This is a genomic window from Pseudomonas sp. RL_5y_Pfl2_69 (assembly GCF_963970465.1).
In the GTDB taxonomy this organism is placed as follows: domain Bacteria; phylum Pseudomonadota; class Gammaproteobacteria; order Pseudomonadales; family Pseudomonadaceae; genus Aquipseudomonas.
In genome coordinates this window covers 80,597-96,383 of record NZ_CAXAOU010000013.1, presented here as the reverse complement: position 1 = coordinate 96,383, position 15,787 = coordinate 80,597, and the positions used below count along the sequence as shown (strand labels likewise).

At 59.3% G+C, this 15,787-nt stretch carries 15 protein-coding genes; 11 read left to right on the top strand and 4 right to left on the bottom strand.

Annotated elements, in window-relative coordinates; all coding sequences use genetic code 11:
- Nucleotides 1-141: 141 nt before the first annotated feature.
- The 3 genes from AACY07_RS20160 to AACY07_RS20150 are packed head-to-tail and all read left to right on the top strand — an operon-like array spanning nt 142 to nt 3,815.
- Complete coding sequence (locus AACY07_RS20160; RefSeq protein ID WP_339477073.1) at nt 142-1,959, top strand: sensor histidine kinase; 1,818 nt, start codon at nt 142-144, stop codon at nt 1,957-1,959.
- The gene (locus AACY07_RS20155; RefSeq protein ID WP_133079051.1) at nt 1,956-3,347 is read left to right on the top strand and encodes a sigma-54-dependent transcriptional regulator; all 1,392 of its coding nucleotides are present in this window, start codon (nt 1,956-1,958) and stop codon (nt 3,345-3,347) included. Before AACY07_RS20160 ends, AACY07_RS20155 begins: the two co-directional genes overlap by 4 nt.
- A 12-nt stretch (nt 3,348-3,359) precedes the next feature.
- The gene (locus AACY07_RS20150) at nt 3,360-3,815 is read left to right on the top strand and encodes a thioesterase domain-containing protein (RefSeq protein WP_339477070.1); all 456 of its coding nucleotides are present in this window, start codon (nt 3,360-3,362) and stop codon (nt 3,813-3,815) included.
- Between the two features lie 104 nt (nt 3,816-3,919).
- Here AACY07_RS20150 and cysQ read toward each other — a convergent pair whose 3' ends face one another.
- Entirely contained in the window at nt 3,920-4,747 is an 828-nt protein-coding gene (gene cysQ / locus AACY07_RS20145; RefSeq protein ID WP_339477068.1) for a 3'(2'),5'-bisphosphate nucleotidase CysQ, read from the bottom strand.
- Nucleotides 4,744-5,310, bottom strand: coding sequence for an ADP compounds hydrolase NudE (gene nudE / locus AACY07_RS20140; protein ID WP_133079054.1), 567 nt, complete (start codon nt 5,308-5,310; stop codon nt 4,744-4,746). Before nudE ends, cysQ begins: the two co-directional genes overlap by 4 nt.
- A gap of 87 nt (nt 5,311-5,397) precedes the next feature.
- On the opposite strand from nudE, the gene yrfG reads away from it, so the two are divergent.
- Nucleotides 5,398-6,060: a GMP/IMP nucleotidase gene (gene yrfG, locus AACY07_RS20135; protein WP_339477065.1), complete on the top strand. Its 663-nt coding sequence runs from the start codon at nt 5,398-5,400 to the stop codon at nt 6,058-6,060.
- A 111-nt stretch (nt 6,061-6,171) separates the two neighbouring features.
- Here yrfG and lysM read toward each other — a convergent pair whose 3' ends face one another.
- Nucleotides 6,172-6,612, bottom strand: coding sequence for a peptidoglycan-binding protein LysM (gene lysM / locus AACY07_RS20130; protein WP_133079056.1), 441 nt, complete (start codon nt 6,610-6,612; stop codon nt 6,172-6,174).
- 104 nt (nt 6,613-6,716) lie between these two features.
- On the opposite strand from lysM, the gene AACY07_RS20125 reads away from it, so the two are divergent.
- From AACY07_RS20125 to AACY07_RS20105, 5 genes are all read left to right on the top strand, one after another.
- Nucleotides 6,717-7,604 (top strand): LysR family transcriptional regulator, encoded by an 888-nt coding sequence (locus AACY07_RS20125; RefSeq protein WP_133079057.1) that lies wholly within the window; start codon nt 6,717-6,719, stop codon nt 7,602-7,604.
- Between the two features lie 94 nt (nt 7,605-7,698).
- A complete protein-coding gene (gene fdhD, locus AACY07_RS20120) occupies nt 7,699-8,538 on the top strand; it encodes a formate dehydrogenase accessory sulfurtransferase FdhD (protein ID WP_133079058.1) in 840 nt (279 codons plus the stop codon).
- Nucleotides 8,535-10,883, top strand: coding sequence for an FdhF/YdeP family oxidoreductase (locus tag AACY07_RS20115; RefSeq protein ID WP_339477062.1), 2,349 nt, complete (start codon nt 8,535-8,537; stop codon nt 10,881-10,883). The genes fdhD and AACY07_RS20115 overlap by 4 nt, the downstream gene beginning before the upstream one ends.
- A gap of 261 nt (nt 10,884-11,144) precedes the next feature.
- Nucleotides 11,145-11,621, top strand: coding sequence for a glycine zipper domain-containing protein (locus AACY07_RS20110; protein ID WP_019824518.1), 477 nt, complete (start codon nt 11,145-11,147; stop codon nt 11,619-11,621).
- Nucleotides 11,622-11,865: 244 nt separating this feature from the next.
- Nucleotides 11,866-12,789 carry a hypothetical protein gene (locus AACY07_RS20105; protein ID WP_339477059.1) on the top strand — a complete coding sequence of 308 codons (924 nt, stop codon included), beginning with the start codon at nt 11,866-11,868 and terminating at the stop codon, nt 12,787-12,789.
- A 153-nt stretch (nt 12,790-12,942) separates the two neighbouring features.
- Here the strand turns inward: AACY07_RS20105 and AACY07_RS20100 are convergent, their stop codons facing one another.
- Entirely contained in the window at nt 12,943-13,407 is a 465-nt protein-coding gene (locus AACY07_RS20100) for an Lrp/AsnC family transcriptional regulator (RefSeq protein ID WP_019824516.1), read from the bottom strand.
- Nucleotides 13,408-13,534: 127 nt separating this feature from the next.
- Between AACY07_RS20100 and AACY07_RS20095 the strand changes: the two genes are divergently transcribed.
- Both AACY07_RS20095 and AACY07_RS20090 read left to right on the top strand, forming a co-directional pair.
- Nucleotides 13,535-13,873: a hypothetical protein gene (locus AACY07_RS20095; protein ID WP_339477056.1), complete on the top strand. Its 339-nt coding sequence runs from the start codon at nt 13,535-13,537 to the stop codon at nt 13,871-13,873.
- Between the two features lie 101 nt (nt 13,874-13,974).
- The gene (locus AACY07_RS20090; protein ID WP_339477054.1) at nt 13,975-15,741 is read left to right on the top strand and encodes a GspE/PulE family protein; all 1,767 of its coding nucleotides are present in this window, start codon (nt 13,975-13,977) and stop codon (nt 15,739-15,741) included.
- The last annotated feature ends 46 nt before the right edge of the window (nt 15,742-15,787 follow it).

Here is a 15,787-nt window from a genome sequence, read left to right as displayed (position 1 = left end):
CCCCCCTTGTGGGAGCGGGCTTGCTCGCGAGGGCATCACCGCGGCCTGCTTCAAAGACCGCGGCGTTTGCATCGCGAGCAAGCCCGCTCCCACGGGGTTCGTTGGGTATACTGCGTCGTACTCTTGCGGCGCGGCCTCCCGATGATCACCTCCTCCACCTCAGTTCCTCGCAGACCCCGCTGGCGCAGCCTGGCCTTATTGGCGTTGTGCCTCGCACCGTTGTTGTGGCCGCTGCAGCACCTGGCCGAACGCTATTACCGCAGCGAACTGGCCGGACAAAATCGCCAGACCCTCGACCTGTACGTCGCCAACCTGCTGGGCACACTGCATCGCTATGAGGTACTGCCGCAGATTCTCGGCGAACTGCCAGACCTGCGCGCCGTACTGGCCAACCCTGAAGATGTCGAGGCACAGGCCAAGGCCAACCACTTGCTGGATGACATCAGTAACCAGACCGGTGCCGTGGTCATGTACTTGCTGGACACCCACGGCGATACCCTGGCCACCTCTAACTGGGATCAGGCCGACAGTTTTATCGGGCGCAATTTCGCGTTCCGCCCGTATTTCAGCGAGGCGATGGAAGGCAAGCTGGGGCGCTTTTTCGGGCTGGGCACCACCTCCGGCAAACGGGGTTACTACTTTGCGGCCCCCATACTCGACGGCGATAAAAAACTCGGCGTACTGGTGGTCAAAGTCGACCTGGACCACACCGAACAGCTGTGGGGCAGTACGCCCGAGCAACTGCTGGCAACCGACAGTAACGGCGTGGTCATCCTCACCTCACGCCCGGAATGGCGCTTCAGGGCCACCCGCGATTTGTCGCCAGAAGAGCGCCAGGCCATTTTTGCCATCCTGCCCTACCCGACCAGCGACCCTAAACCGCTGAACCTGGACCTCAACGCCTGGCTGGTGCAAACCCAAAAAATCGACGAGACAGGCTGGAGTGTCAATATCCTTGCCCCGCGCACGCTGATCGACCGCTCGGTGCGCACAGTCCTGGCCATCGGTGGCGCCACCTTGCTGGTGGTCATGCTGCTGATTGGCTTGATGATGCAGCGGCGGCGCCATTACCTGGACCGCATTGCGTTTGAAGCCAAGGCCCGTCGTGAACTTGAAATGCGTGTGGCAGAGCGTACCAGCGACCTTGAGGGACTCAACCGCCTTCTGCGTGAAGAAGTGCTGGAGCGCGAGCATGCGCAACAGGAACTGGTGCGCGCCCAGGACGATCTGGTGCAAGCCGGCAAGCTGTCTGCGCTGGGTACCATGTCGGCCAGCATCAGCCACGAACTCAACCAGCCGTTGGCGGCCATCCGCAGCTATGCCGAGAACGCGGAAGTGCTGCTCGACCACCAGCGCATCGAGGACGCACGGGGCAACCTGAAACTGATCAATGAGCTGACCGGGCGCATGTCTTCGATCATTGCCCACCTGCGGGCCTTCGCCCGGCGTGATCGCCATGCGCCTGAAAGCGTCGCCCTGCAACCGGCTCTGGACGATGCGCTGGCCTTGCTGGCCAAACGGCGGCGCGCAATGGAAGTCGAACTGATCCGCGATTTGCCCGCCGCCACGCTGTGGGTCGAAGCCGGAGAAACCCGCCTGCGCCAGGTGCTGGGCAACCTGCTGGCCAACGCCCTCGATGCCCTGACCGAAAAAGGCCCGCCCAGACGCTTGTGGCTAAGTGCCCAATCCACGCCGGAAGGCGTCACTGTGTACATTCGCGACAACGGCCCGGGCTTTTGCCTGGAGGCGTTGGGCCGCGCCGGCGAGCCTTTCTACACCACCAAGACCCGGACTCAGGGCCTGGGCCTGGGGCTGGCCATTTGTGACACGCTGATCCGGGCGTTTGGCGGCGAATTGTTGTTCGCCAACCACAAGGAAGGCGGTGCCTTAATTACCTTACGACTGCGCGCAGGGGCGCCGGGCGTGAGTTTGCAAGCCTCGGAGGACTCCAGGTCATGAGCCAGCCCATCGATCCACGCGTTCAGGTCATCCTGATCGATGATGACCCGCACCTGCGTCAGGCCTTGTTTCAAACCCTGGACCTGGCAGGTCTCAATGTAGTGCCGCTGGCCGAAGCAAACGGCCTTGCCGAACGCATAGGCCGCGACTGGCCGGGGGTCGTGGTCAGTGATATCCGCATGCCGGGCATGGACGGCCTTGAGTTACTCACCCAATTGCATGGCCAGGACCCGGAACTGCCCGTGTTGCTGATCACTGGCCACGGCGATGTACCGCTGGCGGTTCAGGCCATGCGTGCGGGGGCTTATGACTTTCTCGAAAAGCCCTTTGCCAGCGACGCCTTGCTCGACAGTGTGCGCCGTGCCCTGGCCTTGCGGGCCCTGGTCCTGGATAACCGCAGCCTGCGCCTGGCCCTGAGTGATCGCCAGCTACTGAGCACGCGACTGGTAGGTGTGTCGCCCGCCATGCTGCGTTTGCGCGAGCAAATCGGGGCACTGGCGGCGACCAAGGCCGATGTGTTGATTCTGGGCGAGACCGGCTCGGGCAAAGAAGTGGTCGCACGGGCGCTGCATGACTTGTCGAGCAGACGCAACGGCCCGTTTGTGGCAATCAACGCCGGGGCCCTGGCCGAATCAGTGGTTGAAAGCGAGCTGTTCGGCCACGAGCCGGGGGCCTTTACCGGTGCGCAAAAGCGCCGCATCGGCAAGTTTGAGTTTGCCAATGGCGGCACGCTGTTCCTCGATGAAATCGAAAGCATGAGCCTGGATGTGCAGGTCAAATTGCTGCGCATGCTGCAAGAACGGGTGGTCGAGCGTCTGGGCGGCAATCAACTGATCCCGCTGGATATCAGGGTAATCGCCGCCACCAAGGAAGACCTGCGCCAGTCCGCGGATCAGGGTCGTTTTCGCGCCGACTTGTATTACCGACTGAACGTTGCTCCCCTGCGTATTGCGCCGTTGCGTGAACGGGGTGAAGACGTCCTGATGCTCTTTGATTACTTTGCCGGCGAGGCCAGCGTGCGCCACGACCTGACGCCCAACGTCCTGCAGCCGGCGCAACGGGCGTTGTTACTGCGACATAACTGGCCGGGCAACGTGCGAGAACTGCAAAACGTCGCCGAGCGCTTCGCCCTTGGTCTTGAGCTGGCGCTGGACGACTCGGCTGAAGGCAAGGAGTCAACCGGTCATGAGGTTTCGGGGGGGCTGAGCGAGCAAGTCGAACACTTTGAAAAAAGCCTGATTGCCGCCGAACTGGAGCGCTCCCACAGCTCCATGCGCAGCCTGGCCGAAGCCCTGGGTGTGCCCCGTAAAACCCTGCACGACAAACTGCGCAAGCACGGGCTCAACTTCGACAGCGCCAGTCATCCGCACACTGATGAACTTGATTAAAGAGGCCACTGCATGAACCGCGACAGTCGTTATCTGGAATCAGTTCTCCATCACGACATTCCGCTCACCCGTGAAATGGGCCTCAAAGTGCTGGGCTGGCAAGGCAGGCAACTGCGCCTGCAATTGCCGCTCGAGGCCAATATCAACCACAAGAGCACCATGTTTGGCGGCAGTCTCTACTGCGCCGCAGTGCTGGCGGGCTGGGGCTGGCTGCACTTGAGCCTGCGCGAAGCGGGGATTGAGGACGGGCATATCGTGATTCAGGAAGGTCATATCAGCTACCCGCTGCCCGTGACCGAGGACGCCATCGCGCTGTGTGATGCGCCGAGTGAAGCAGCCTGGACCAAATTCCTGGCCATGTACAAACGCCACGGCCGCGCACGGTTGACCCTCGACACGCGGGTGATCAATGCACAGGGCGGGGAAGATGCGGTGAGGTTTAGCGGGCAGTACGTGTTGCATCGCTGATTCAGTTTATGTGGGAGCGGGCTTGCTCGCGATGCAGACGCTGCGGTCTTTCAGTTGAACCGCGTCGATGCCATCGCGAGCAAGCCCGCTCCCACAGATGAAAGTCAGCCTTGTGCCAGATCCAGCAGTTTTTCACGCCACGGTGCCTTGGCAGGCAATGCCAGAAACGAGTCATTGAGCAACGACTCACGGGCCGGGTAGCTGAACGGTTCGCCATCCAGTTGCAACACCACACCACCGGCCCCTTCCAGCACGCCTTGAGCCGCCGCCGTATCCCATTGCGAAGTCGGCGCCAGACGCGGATAGCAATCGGCAGCACCTTCTGCCAGCAAACAGAATTTCAACGAACTGCCCACACTGGTCAGCTGCAACTCGCCCAGATGCTCACTCAGCCCGGCCAGTAAACGTTCCTGCTCAGGGCTGGAATGCCGGCGGCTGGCAACCACGGTCAACGACTCGCCTTCAGGCGGCGTGTTGCGCACGCTGATGGGCACACTCACATCGCCATCCGCCCGCCATGCGCCCAAGCCCGCGCCACCGTAGTAGCAGCGGCCGCTGGTGGGCATGGATACCACGCCAAACACCACTCTGCCCTCTTCGATCAGCGCAACATTTACCGTGAATTCTTCACTGCCAGAAATAAATTCCTTGGTGCCATCCAGCGGATCAACCAACCACCAGCGCGTCCACCCGGCACGTATGCTCTGGGGAATATTGGCGTCTTCTTCCGACAGCACAGGAATGCTCGGATCAAGAGCCGTCAGGCCATCGAGCAGCACATGGTGTGCTGCCAGATCGGCGGCGGTTACCGGGGAATCATCGGCCTTGGCGGTGACTTCAACACCGGCCCGCCAGAACGGCAAGATCGCGTCGCCAGCGGCATGGGCCAGGGTGATGACGCCCTCAAGCAACGGATGGGGCAAACCACTCACGGCTGGAACACTCCGCGCTGGGTCAGAAGGTCACGCGCCAGATACAACGCAGCCAGGGCACGACCCTCACTGAATTGCGGGTTGAGCACCAGGCTCGACAGCTCCCGCAGATTGACCCGATCAACACGCATTGGCTCGGGCTCGTCGCCTTCCAGATGCGCTTCATAAAGGTCAGTCGCCAGCACCACCTGGATTTTTTGGCTCATGTAGCCAGGGGACAGTGACAGCTCGGTCAAATGCTCAAGCTGGCGAGCACCGAAACCGGCCTCCTCCTTCAACTCTCGCTCAGCCGCCGCCAGCACGTCTTCACCCGGCTCGATCAGGCCCTTGGGCAGCGAAATTTCATACTCATCAGTGCCGCCGCAATATTCTTCAACCAGAATTGCGTGTTCAGCGTCGATCATGGCCACAATCATCACTGCGCCATAACCGTTGCCGCGCCCCACCAACCGTTCGTAAGTGCGTTCAACGCCATTGGAGAAGCGCAACTGCACCTCTTCGACCCGAAATAATCGGCTACTGGCAACAATTTCACGGGCAAGTACGGTGGGTTTTTGGCGCATAGCGGCTCCTCAATATGAACGGGGTACTATACCCCGGCTTTTCCGATTGTCTGTGTCGGAAATTTTTACCTGTGGGAGAAGTTTTGCATGACCGTTTTACCTTGGCGCGACATCGATACCGTGCTGCTCGACATGGACGGCACGCTGCTCGACCTGCACTACGACAATCATTTCTGGCTCGAACACCTGCCTCAGCGCTACGCCGAGCTGCATGGCATCAGCCGGGCAATGGCGGATCTTGAGCTGACGCCGCTGTTTGAAGGCAATGCTGGCCAGTTGAAATGGTATTGCCTGGACTTCTGGAGCCGCGAGCTGAAGATCCCGGTACGCGAGCTCAAGCTTGAAACCGCTCATCTGATTGCCTTGCGACCCGACGCCGATACTTTTCTGGCGGCCATCAAAAAAGCGGGCAAGCGGGTGATCATGATCACCAACGCGCACCGTGATTCGTTGTCATTGAAATTGGAGCGCATTGAACTGGCGCCTTATTTCGAGCGCCTGATCAGCTCCCACGATTACGGTTTTCCAAAGGAAAGCCCGGCGTTCTGGGATGCACTGCAAGCCGATATCGATTTTGACCCGGGCCGTAGCCTGTTTATCGATGACACCTTGCCGATTCTGCGCAGTGCCCGTGATTTTGGCGTGGCCCACTTGCTGGCAGTCAAACAGCCCGACAGCAAAAAAGGCCCGAAGGACACACAAGAATTTGCCGCGTTGGACGACTATCGCGAACTGCTGGAAGGGCTGTAACCAATCAACCCTGTGGGAGCGGGCTTGCTCGCGATGCAAACAACTCGGTGGATCTGAATCATCGAGGCGATGCAATCGCGAGCAAGCCCGCTCCTACAGGATGCAACCGGCTTACTCGGGAATACGCAGCGTCTGGCCCGGGTAGATCTTGTTCGGGTCCTTGAGCAGCGGTTTGTTGGCTTCGAAGATTTTGTTGTACTGGTTGGCGTTGCCGTACACCTGCAATGAAATCGCGCTCAGGGTGTCGCCCTTTTTCACCACCACAAAACGCGAAGCGACAACAGTCGGGCCAGTGACCGTAATTTGATCCTCAACGCTGGCCACGCCCGCGATGTTCCCGGCAGCCAGAATGATTTTTTCTTTCTCTTCCTGCGTGGCCACTTCGCCACTGACCGTCACTTTGTCACCGTCAACGGTGGCGGTGATATTTGGATTGCCCAGGCCCACTTCCTCTACGTGTTTCTTCAGCTCCTCACCGGCATTGGCATTGCCGGGGGTCAGCAGATTGATCAGTTTTTCACCGGCTTCTTTCACAAAGCTGAAAATGCTCATAAATCACGCTCCTAGGGTTGGAAGATCCAGACCCATGAGCGTAGACCATCATTGACGCGAGCAAGCGCGCTAGAATCGCCCACTCAATTGCGCCGGGAGTGACGATGGACATCAAACAGCTGAAATTCCTCATTGCCCTCGATGAAACCCGGCATTTCGGTCAGGCGGCTGCCCGCTGCCATATCACACAGCCCACCTTGTCCATGCGCTTGCGCAGCCTTGAACAGGAACTCGACCTGCAACTGGTCAATCGCGGTCAGCGTTTCGAAAGTTTTACCGCACCCGGTGAACGTGTCCTGGCCTGGGCCCGGACCGTGCTGGCGGCCTACGACGGTTTGCAGGCAGAAGCAGCCGCCTGTCGCGGCAACCTGATCGGCACCTTGCGCCTGGGAGTTGTCCCGCTCTCGAGTTTTGATCCGCTGCCTTTATTGCAGCGCCTGCACCAGGAGCATCCCGAGCTGCGATTCGAGTTGTCAGCGTTGAGCTCTGAGCAAATCCTCGAACAACTGGCCAGTAATCGGCTGGACGTAGGCGTGTCGTACCTCGAGCGCCTTGATCAGGAGCGCTTTGATTCCCTTGCCCTGGACGAGACCCGAATGGGCCTGCTGTACGACCAGCGGTATTTCAACTTTGGCGATCAGCCCCTGAGCTGGGAGGCGCTCATTGAATTGCCGCTGGGCCTGCTCAGTAGCGGCATGCACTTTCGCCAGTCCATCGACTACAACTTCCACAGCCGTGGCCTCACGCCACACCCCCTGCTGCAAACCGATGCCGTTCATCAACTGTTACAAGCCGTCCACGGCGGCCTGTGCTGCGCCGTCATGCCCCTTGATGGCGGGCTGCAAGCATTGACCGATGATTTGCGCCTGCATCCCATTGCAGACGCTCGCACACTGGCCCGACTGGGCTTGATCATGCGCCGTGCTGCCCCGCGCTCAGCCCTGGCTGAAGCCTGTTTTGCGCTATATCAGAAATCACAAAACCCTTCTTGATCGACGCCATCTATCAATAGATCAGCACTAGCGATTAGACGCGACACTGTGTCGCGCCTAGGCTAAGAGCTGAATTGAACGTTGGTACAGCCTTATGAACGCCAAGCGCCCCCTGTGCGCGGCGCCCGCTTCTGTTACGCCCGCGCCTGCTGCCAGCCAGAACTATGACTACGTCACCCTGGATCACAGCAGCGGTGAGCAAACGGCCCTGGCCGAAGAAGTCGCCCTGGCGATTGCCTACAACGGCATCAGCCAGGCCGTAATGCTGGTCACGCCCACCGATCTCGAAGATTTCATTGTCGGCTTCAGCCTGGGCAGCGGCATCATTCATGACGCCAGCGAAATCTATGACCTCAAGCTTACGGGTGCCGGTTCAGCCCACTACGCACAGGTCGAGATCGCCAGCCGCGCGTTCTGGAACCTCAAACAGCAACGCCGACAACTGGCCGGTACCAGCGGCTGCGGATTGTGCGGTGTAGAAGCGGTCGAACAGGCCCTGCCTGACCTCAAGGTACTGCCCGGCGCTCCGTTGCCACCGGCACAGTGGCTAGAAGGCCTGCGCCAGCGCATCAGTGATTTTCAGCCGCTGGGCCAGCACTGCGGCGCCGTACACGCTGCCGTCTATATGGACGGCCAGGGCCAGTTGCTGATGGGCCGTGAAGACATTGGCCGCCACAACGCCCTGGACAAATTGATCGGTGCGCTGGTGCGCCAGCACATCGACCTGACGGGCGGCGCGGCGATCGTCACCAGCCGTTGCAGCCTTGAGCTGATTCAAAAAGTGTTGCGCGCCGGTATCCAGACCCTGATCAGCCTGTCCTCGCCCACGGGCCTGGCGCTGCAATGGGCACGACGCCACAACCTCAACCTTATTCATCTGCCACAAAAAAGCGCACCACGGGTGTACAGCCCGGCGCAGGAGAATCAACCGTGAGCACACACCATCAAGCCGACAAAACCCCGACTCCCCGCTACAAGCCCTACAAAGGCCCGGCCGGTGGCTGGGGCGCGCTGATCAGTGTGGCGCAAGCCTGGTTGACCAGCGACAACGCGCTGAAAAACCTGCGCATGATGCTCAAGACCAACCAGAACGGCGGCTTCGACTGCCCGGGCTGCGCCTGGGGTGACTCGCCGGAGAGCGGTCTGGTCAAGTTCTGCGAAAACGGCGCCAAGGCGGTGAACTGGGAAGCGACCAAACGTCGTGTCGATGCTGCTTTTTTTGCCAGGCACAGCGTCAGCGCACTGCTGGAGCAAAGCGATTACTGGCTGGAATATCAGGGCCGCCTGACCGAGCCCATGAGCTACAACCCTGATACCGACCGCTACACCCCCATCAGCTGGGACGCCGCGTTCGCCTTGATCGCCCGGCACCTGCTCAACCTGGCCAGCCCCAATGAGGCGGAGTTCTACACCTCGGGCCGGGCCAGTAATGAAGCTGCATATTTGTACCAACTGTTTGTGCGCTCGTTTGGCACCAACAACTTCCCGGATTGCTCAAACATGTGCCACGAGGCCAGCGGCGTGGCGTTGGCGCAAAGCATCGGGGTGGGCAAAGGCACCGTGACATTCGACGATTTCGAACACGCCGATGCGATTTTCGTACTGGGGCAAAACCCCGGCACCAACCACCCGCGCATGCTTGAACCGTTGCGTGAAGCGGTTAAACGCGGTGCCCAGGTGGTGTGCGTCAACCCGCTCAAAGAGCGTGGGCTGGAACGCTTCCAGCACCCGCAACACCCGCTGGAAATGCTCACTAACGGCGACCGCCCGACCAACACGGCCTATTTGCGTCCGGCGTTAGGCGGCGACATGGCACTGTTGCGCGGCATGGCCAAGTTTCTGTTGCAGTGGGAGCGCGATGCCCAGGCCGCAGGCGAGCCGGCCGTTTTCGATCACGCTTTTTTGAATGAACACACCGCAGGCATCCTCGACTACATCTCCAGCCTCGATGACACCTCGTGGGATCACCTCGTGGAACAATCGGGCCTGCCCCTGGTGGATATCGAGCGCGCCGCTCGCATGTACCTCAAGGGCAAAAACGTGATCATGTGCTGGGCAATGGGCATCACCCAGCATCGGCACTCGGTGCAGACCATTCAGGAAATCGCCAACCTGATGCTGCTGCGCGGCAACATTGGCCGCCCTGGGGCAGGGCTGTGTCCGGTGCGTGGCCACAGTAACGTGCAGGGCGATCGCACGATGGGCATCAACGAACGCCCGCCGGTGGCTTTCCTGGACGCCCTGGAGCGTCGCTTCCAGTTCAAGGTGCCCCGTGAAAACGGCCACAACGTGGTTGAAGCCATCCACGCCATGCTTGAAGGACGTGCCAAGGTGTTTATCGGCCTGGGCGGCAACTTCGCCCAAGCCACCCCGGACAGCCCGCGCACTGCCCAGGCGCTGCGCAATTGCGACCTGACCGTACAGATCAGCACCAAGCTCAACCGCAGCCATTTGATGCACGGTAAAGAAGCGTTGATCTTGCCATGCCTGGGCCGCACCGATATCGACATCCAGGCTCAAGGCCCTCAAGCCGTCACGGTGGAAGACTCCTTCAGCATGGTTCACGACTCCAACGGCCAGTTGCAGCCACTGTCCAACCAGATGCGTTCGGAGCCCGCGATCATTGCCGGTATCGCCGCCGCCACCCTGGGCACTCATCCGATTGACTGGAGCTGGGTGGTGGGCGACTACCGGCGTATCCGCGAGCTGATCGCCGACACCATCCCGGGTTTCAAGGACTTCAACACGCGAATTCAGCACCCTGGCGGTTTTTACCTGGGCAACTCGGCCGGTGCGCGGCAGTGGAACACGCCGTCGCAGCGCGCCAACTTCCGGCCCAACGTGCTGCCACAAGACCTGGTGGATGCACGCACCCGCGCTACCGGCCAGCTGCCCGACCTGATTTTGCAGTCGATGCGTTCCCACGATCAGTACAACACCACCATTTATGGCCTCGATGACCGCTATCGTGGGGTCAAGGGCCAGCGTGACGTGTTGTTCGTCAACGAAGCCGACATCATCCGCCTGGGCTTCAAGCCGGGGCAAAAGGTCGACATCGTTTCGATCTGGAATGACCAGCACGAGCGCAGGGTCAAAAACTTCACCCTGTTGGCATTTGATATTCCTGCCGGGCAAGCCGCTGCGTATTACCCGGAGGTCAATCCGTTGGTGCCGCTAGAAAGCACAGGCGATGGCAGCCACACGCCCACGTCCAAATTCGTGGCCATTTGCCTGGAAGCCGCCAGCCCGTCGAAACTGATCATGGCCAAGGCCAGCTGACGCAGCTTGAGGTGCAGGAGCGGGCTTGCTCGCTCCCACATTTAAAACCCATCACATCCAAATTTCAGGCACAAAAAAGGCCGATTTCCTACGAAATCGGCCTCTCCGAACTAGTAAACAGACCACCAAAAATTCATTAAGTTCCCTAGAAAAAACAACAACTTATAGAATTGTGTACAACTCGTGCTACTCGTCGGATTTCGATTGTCACCCATCACCGACAGCCTCAGGATCGCGCCGTCATCTCTTTGAGGCTCATCTATGAAGCTCACCTCGATTCTCTTGTTGTCCCTTGGCCTGGTCAGTGGCGTAGCCTCGGCCGGTGGCACCACCGAAGCCGGTGTAGGCGGCGCATTAGGCGGGGTTCTTGGCGCCGTGGTTGGCCAACAGCTCGGCGGCTCGACCGGTTCTGCCATTGGTGCAGGCGTGGGTGGCGCGGCAGGCAGTGCCGTAGGTGCCGACAAACGCAGCCGGGGCGAAGCGGCCATTGGCGGCGCACTGGGCGCTGCAGGCGGCAACGTGCTGGGCCGCAGTGTCGGCGGCAGCACCGGTGCTCTGGTCGGCTCAGCCGCTGGCGGTGGTGCTGGTGGCGCGCTGGGTAACTACATGGGCAATAAAAGCGACGCCGAAGATCGTCGCTATCGCGATCGTGACAACCGTCGCTACTACCGCGACGACAACCGCGGCCGTGGCCACGCGTATGGCCATCGCAAAAAGAACAAGCATCGTCATCATTGATTACCCAAAAACGGGAGCTGAAAGGCTCCCGTTTTTATTGGGACCTGGCTCGCCTCGCCAAATTGTTTCAATGCATTACGCCCGCCTGTCACAGTGTCAATCATGCAAACTGCATGCACCTGAAATTCAAAAAATTATTAACCCATTGAAAGATATGAAATTACCAACAAGCACCCTGTTGGCATGTCACCTGCAATCTCTTGAATGAACGCTGCACTTCCTACCATTCAGGAGCACAACAACAATGATCGGGACAACTGAGCACTATCCCGCAGCCCTGCAAGACTCCTCTGGCCACTCAGGTGTTTCCTGGGCCGCCATCTTTGCGGGGGCAGCCACCGCTGCCGCGCTGTCTCTGCTGCTGATCATGCTGGGCGCAGGCCTGGGCTTTTCGGCAGTTTCACCGTGGGCCAATGAAGGCGTGGGCGCCAAAGGCCTGGGCATCACCGCCATTGTCTGGCTGGCCGTCACACAAATCATTGCGTCAGGGATGGGGGGCTATCTGGCCGGCCGCTTGCGGGTCAAGTGGGCCAACATGCATGGCGATGAAGTGTACTTTCGGGACACAGCACATGGCTTTCTGGCTTGGGCAGTTGCGACGCTGGTGACCGTAACCCTGATCGCAGGCTCGGTCAGCAGCGTGATTGGCAGCGGTGTTCAAGCTGGGGCCAGCGTGGCTTCAGGTGCCGCTTCGGCCATGAGCAGCGCAGCCGCCAGCCACGCCGATAAAAGTTCGGGCAATAGCTCTGATTACTTTATCGACACCCTGTTTCGCGATGATCGCGGCACTGCTGTCAGCGAAGACGCCGCCCACGGCATCGTCACCCGCATCTTTGTTCGCAGCCTGGGCAACGACGGCCAGTTAAGCGGCGAGGACCGTACCTATCTGGCGCAAATCGTCGCTCAACGGACCAACCTCAGCCAGGCCGAGGCCGAGCAACGGGTCGACCAGGTGTATGCCAAAGCCCACCAGGCGGTTGAAGACGCCAAGGTCAAAGCCAAGGAAGCCGCAGACACCGCAGCAAAAGTCGCCGCCTGGACCACCCTGTGGATGTTTATCAGCCTGCTGCTGGGTGCATTTTTCGCCAGCCTCTGCGCCACGTTTGGCGGCCGCCAACGCGATGCCGTGAGCTACGTGGAGCACACCACCAAGCCGCCTGTTTATTAATCAATCTGGAGAATGAAAATGCGCTCATTACTGCTGTTTTTTCTCGGTATCCCGATCCCGATCATCATTCTGATTGCCCTGTTTGTGCATTGATGCAACAGGTATAAACCCTGAACGGCCTTCTTCATGAAGGCCGTTTTTTTGTGGCCCGGATCAAACCGGCAGACACGTGGTGGATTTGATTTCTGACAACGCCACGATCGAGTTCACCTCTTGAATACCCGGGACCATCGACAGTTTTTCGAAGAAAAAACGCTCGTAGGCTTCGATGTCGGCAGTAACTATGCGTAGCAGAAAATCCACCGACCCCATCAGTACGTAGCACTCCAGCACCTCGGGAAAACCGCGGATCGCGTCGGTGAATTCAGTGAAGTTGGAACGCCCGTGGGCATTGAGTTTGATCTCGGCAAAAATTTGCGTGTTGAGCCCGATTTTCTTGCGATCGAGCAAGGTCACCTGGCCGCGAATGATCCCCTCGTCCTTCATCCGCTGAATACGCCGCCAGCAGGGTGATTGCGAAAGCCCCACCTTTTCGGCGATCTGTGCGCTCGACAGAGAAGCATCCTCTTGCAGCAGTGCCAAAATGCGTCGGTCATAAGCATCCAGTTCACCCTGCATAAAAATACCTTTAAGCTGTCTAATAGAGACTTGAACAAGTCTATTTATCGTTGATTTAAACCATCTTAGATAAAAAATTTCTCCCACGACGTGTAAATATTTCTCCAGCCTAAACAGGAGCGTTTGCATGTCCCATCTGGAAGTCGTCAACCACTCATCACGCCCCGACGTCTGGGCCAGCAACGCGGCCCCTTGCCCGGTGCGCTATCGCATCCAGGCGGACGCCGATGCTGATGTCTTGTGCCGTGTGCTCAATCTGTTTGCCTTGCAGCAATTGATCCCGCAGCAGGTGGAAGTGGTGCGCGATCAGGACATATTGAGCATTGAAATCGAAAGCCATGAGCAGAGCTGGCACCGGGCTCAGGTCATGGGTGAGAAATTGCGCAATCTGATCAGTGTCTTCGACATGGAGCTGCACCCCGTGCAGGCGGCCAAAGCGTCTTTTCTGCAAGTCTCGGGGCAATAGTTCGCAACCATTGGGCACGTGAAGGTGAAAGCAGCGCGACTAGGCTTTGAAGCTCACAGCCAGACAAGGATCCGTCTGAGCCGGTGCCCAAAGGAGCTTTTATGCGCATCCCCCCGCCCCAAGACCAATGGCTGGACCTCAACGACCTGTTGACCGCGTTGCTGGCCAAAAACCGTATCCCCCATAGTTGTGCCGAACAGGTATTGATCACCGGGCGCGAAGCGTGCAATGCAGCCTTGCATCCGCTGGTGTTTCTGGCAGGACAACAGCTCTGTGACCCCAGCCGGGGGGGCAAGATCCTGGATCTTGAAACCCTCACCGCCTGGCTCGCCAACCACGCCGAACACCCCTACCTGCGCATTGACCCGCTCAAGATCGATGTCACCACAGTGACAGGGCTGATGTCCTTCGCCTTCGCCCAGCGTCATGGAATCCTCGCGGTGGCTGCCGATGATTCGAGCATCACCATCGCCAGCTGCCAGCCCTGGGTCAGCAGTTGGGAGGCTGATTTGCACCCGTTGCTCAAGCGTCCTATCAAACGGGTCATTGCAAACCCCCTCGAAATCCAGCGCCTGAGCACGGAGTTTTTCCAACTGGCCAAATCGGTCACCGGCGCCGCACTCAACGATCAGAAAACCAGCCCCCAGACCAACCTTGAACAGTTGCTGACCTTGGGTACAGGCGCCCGCGAGCCGGATGCCAACGACACGCACATTGTGAATATCGTCGACTGGTTGTTTCAGTACGCCTTTGAGCAACGTGCCAGCGATATCCACATTGAACCCCGGCGGGAACAAGGCTGTGTGCGCTTTCGCATCGATGGGGTGCTGCATAACGTCTACCAGTTCCCGCCGCAGGTGACCGTGGCTGTCGTCAGTCGCCTCAAGAGCCTGGGCCGGATGAATGTCGCCGAAAAACGCAAACCTCAGGACGGTCGAATAAAAACCAGGCCCCCGGGCGCCGCTGAAGTTGAGCTGAGACTCGCCACCCTGCCCACCGCGTTTGGCGAAAAAATGGTGATGCGTATATTTGATCCGCAGGTACTGCTCAAAGATTTCGACCAGTTGGGCCTGTGCCCCGAAGACCTGCAACGCTGGCAACCAATGACCCGCCAGCCCAACGGCATTATTTTGATCACCGGCCCTACCGGTTCGGGTAAAACCAGCACCCTGTATGCAACGCTCAAACAACTGGCCACTCCAGAAATCAACCTGTGCACTCTCGAAGACCCCATCGAGATGATTGAACCGGCCTTTAATCAAATGCAGGTCCAACCCAACATCGACTTGAACTTCGCCAACGGCGTGCGTGCATTGATGCGCCAGGATCCGGACATCATCATGCTCGGTGAAATACGTGACCTGGAGACCGCGCAGATGGCCATTCAGGCTGCGCTGACCGGACATCTGGTGCTTTCTACCCTGCATACCAATGACGCGCCCAGCGCGATCAGCCGCCTGCAGGAACTGGGAGTAGCGGCCTATTTGATAAAAGCCACGTTGCTGGGGGTCATGGCCCAGCGTCTGGTCAGAACGCTGTGCCCTGACTGCAGGGCCGAGCAGCCACTGGATCCGGGGGACTGGCAGGACTTTGCCCCGGCCTGGTCCGACTCACCGCCCACCTGCACCTGGCGGGCCACTGGCTGCGCACAGTGTCGGGACACCGGATACAGCGGGCGAGTCGGCATTTACGAAATCATGGTGATGAGCGAAAAGCTCAAGTCGTTGATTGGCCCCGACACCGACCTCAACGCCATGCGTCGCCAGGCCTGCGCACAAGGCATGATCAGCCTGAGGCTGGCCGCCGCTCAAAAAGTCGCCGCTGGAACAACCTCAATGCCAGAAGCAATTCGAGTTACCCCCGCGTAGTTGAATTGTTTTGACTAAAATCTAATCAGTTACGCGAATTTTTTGA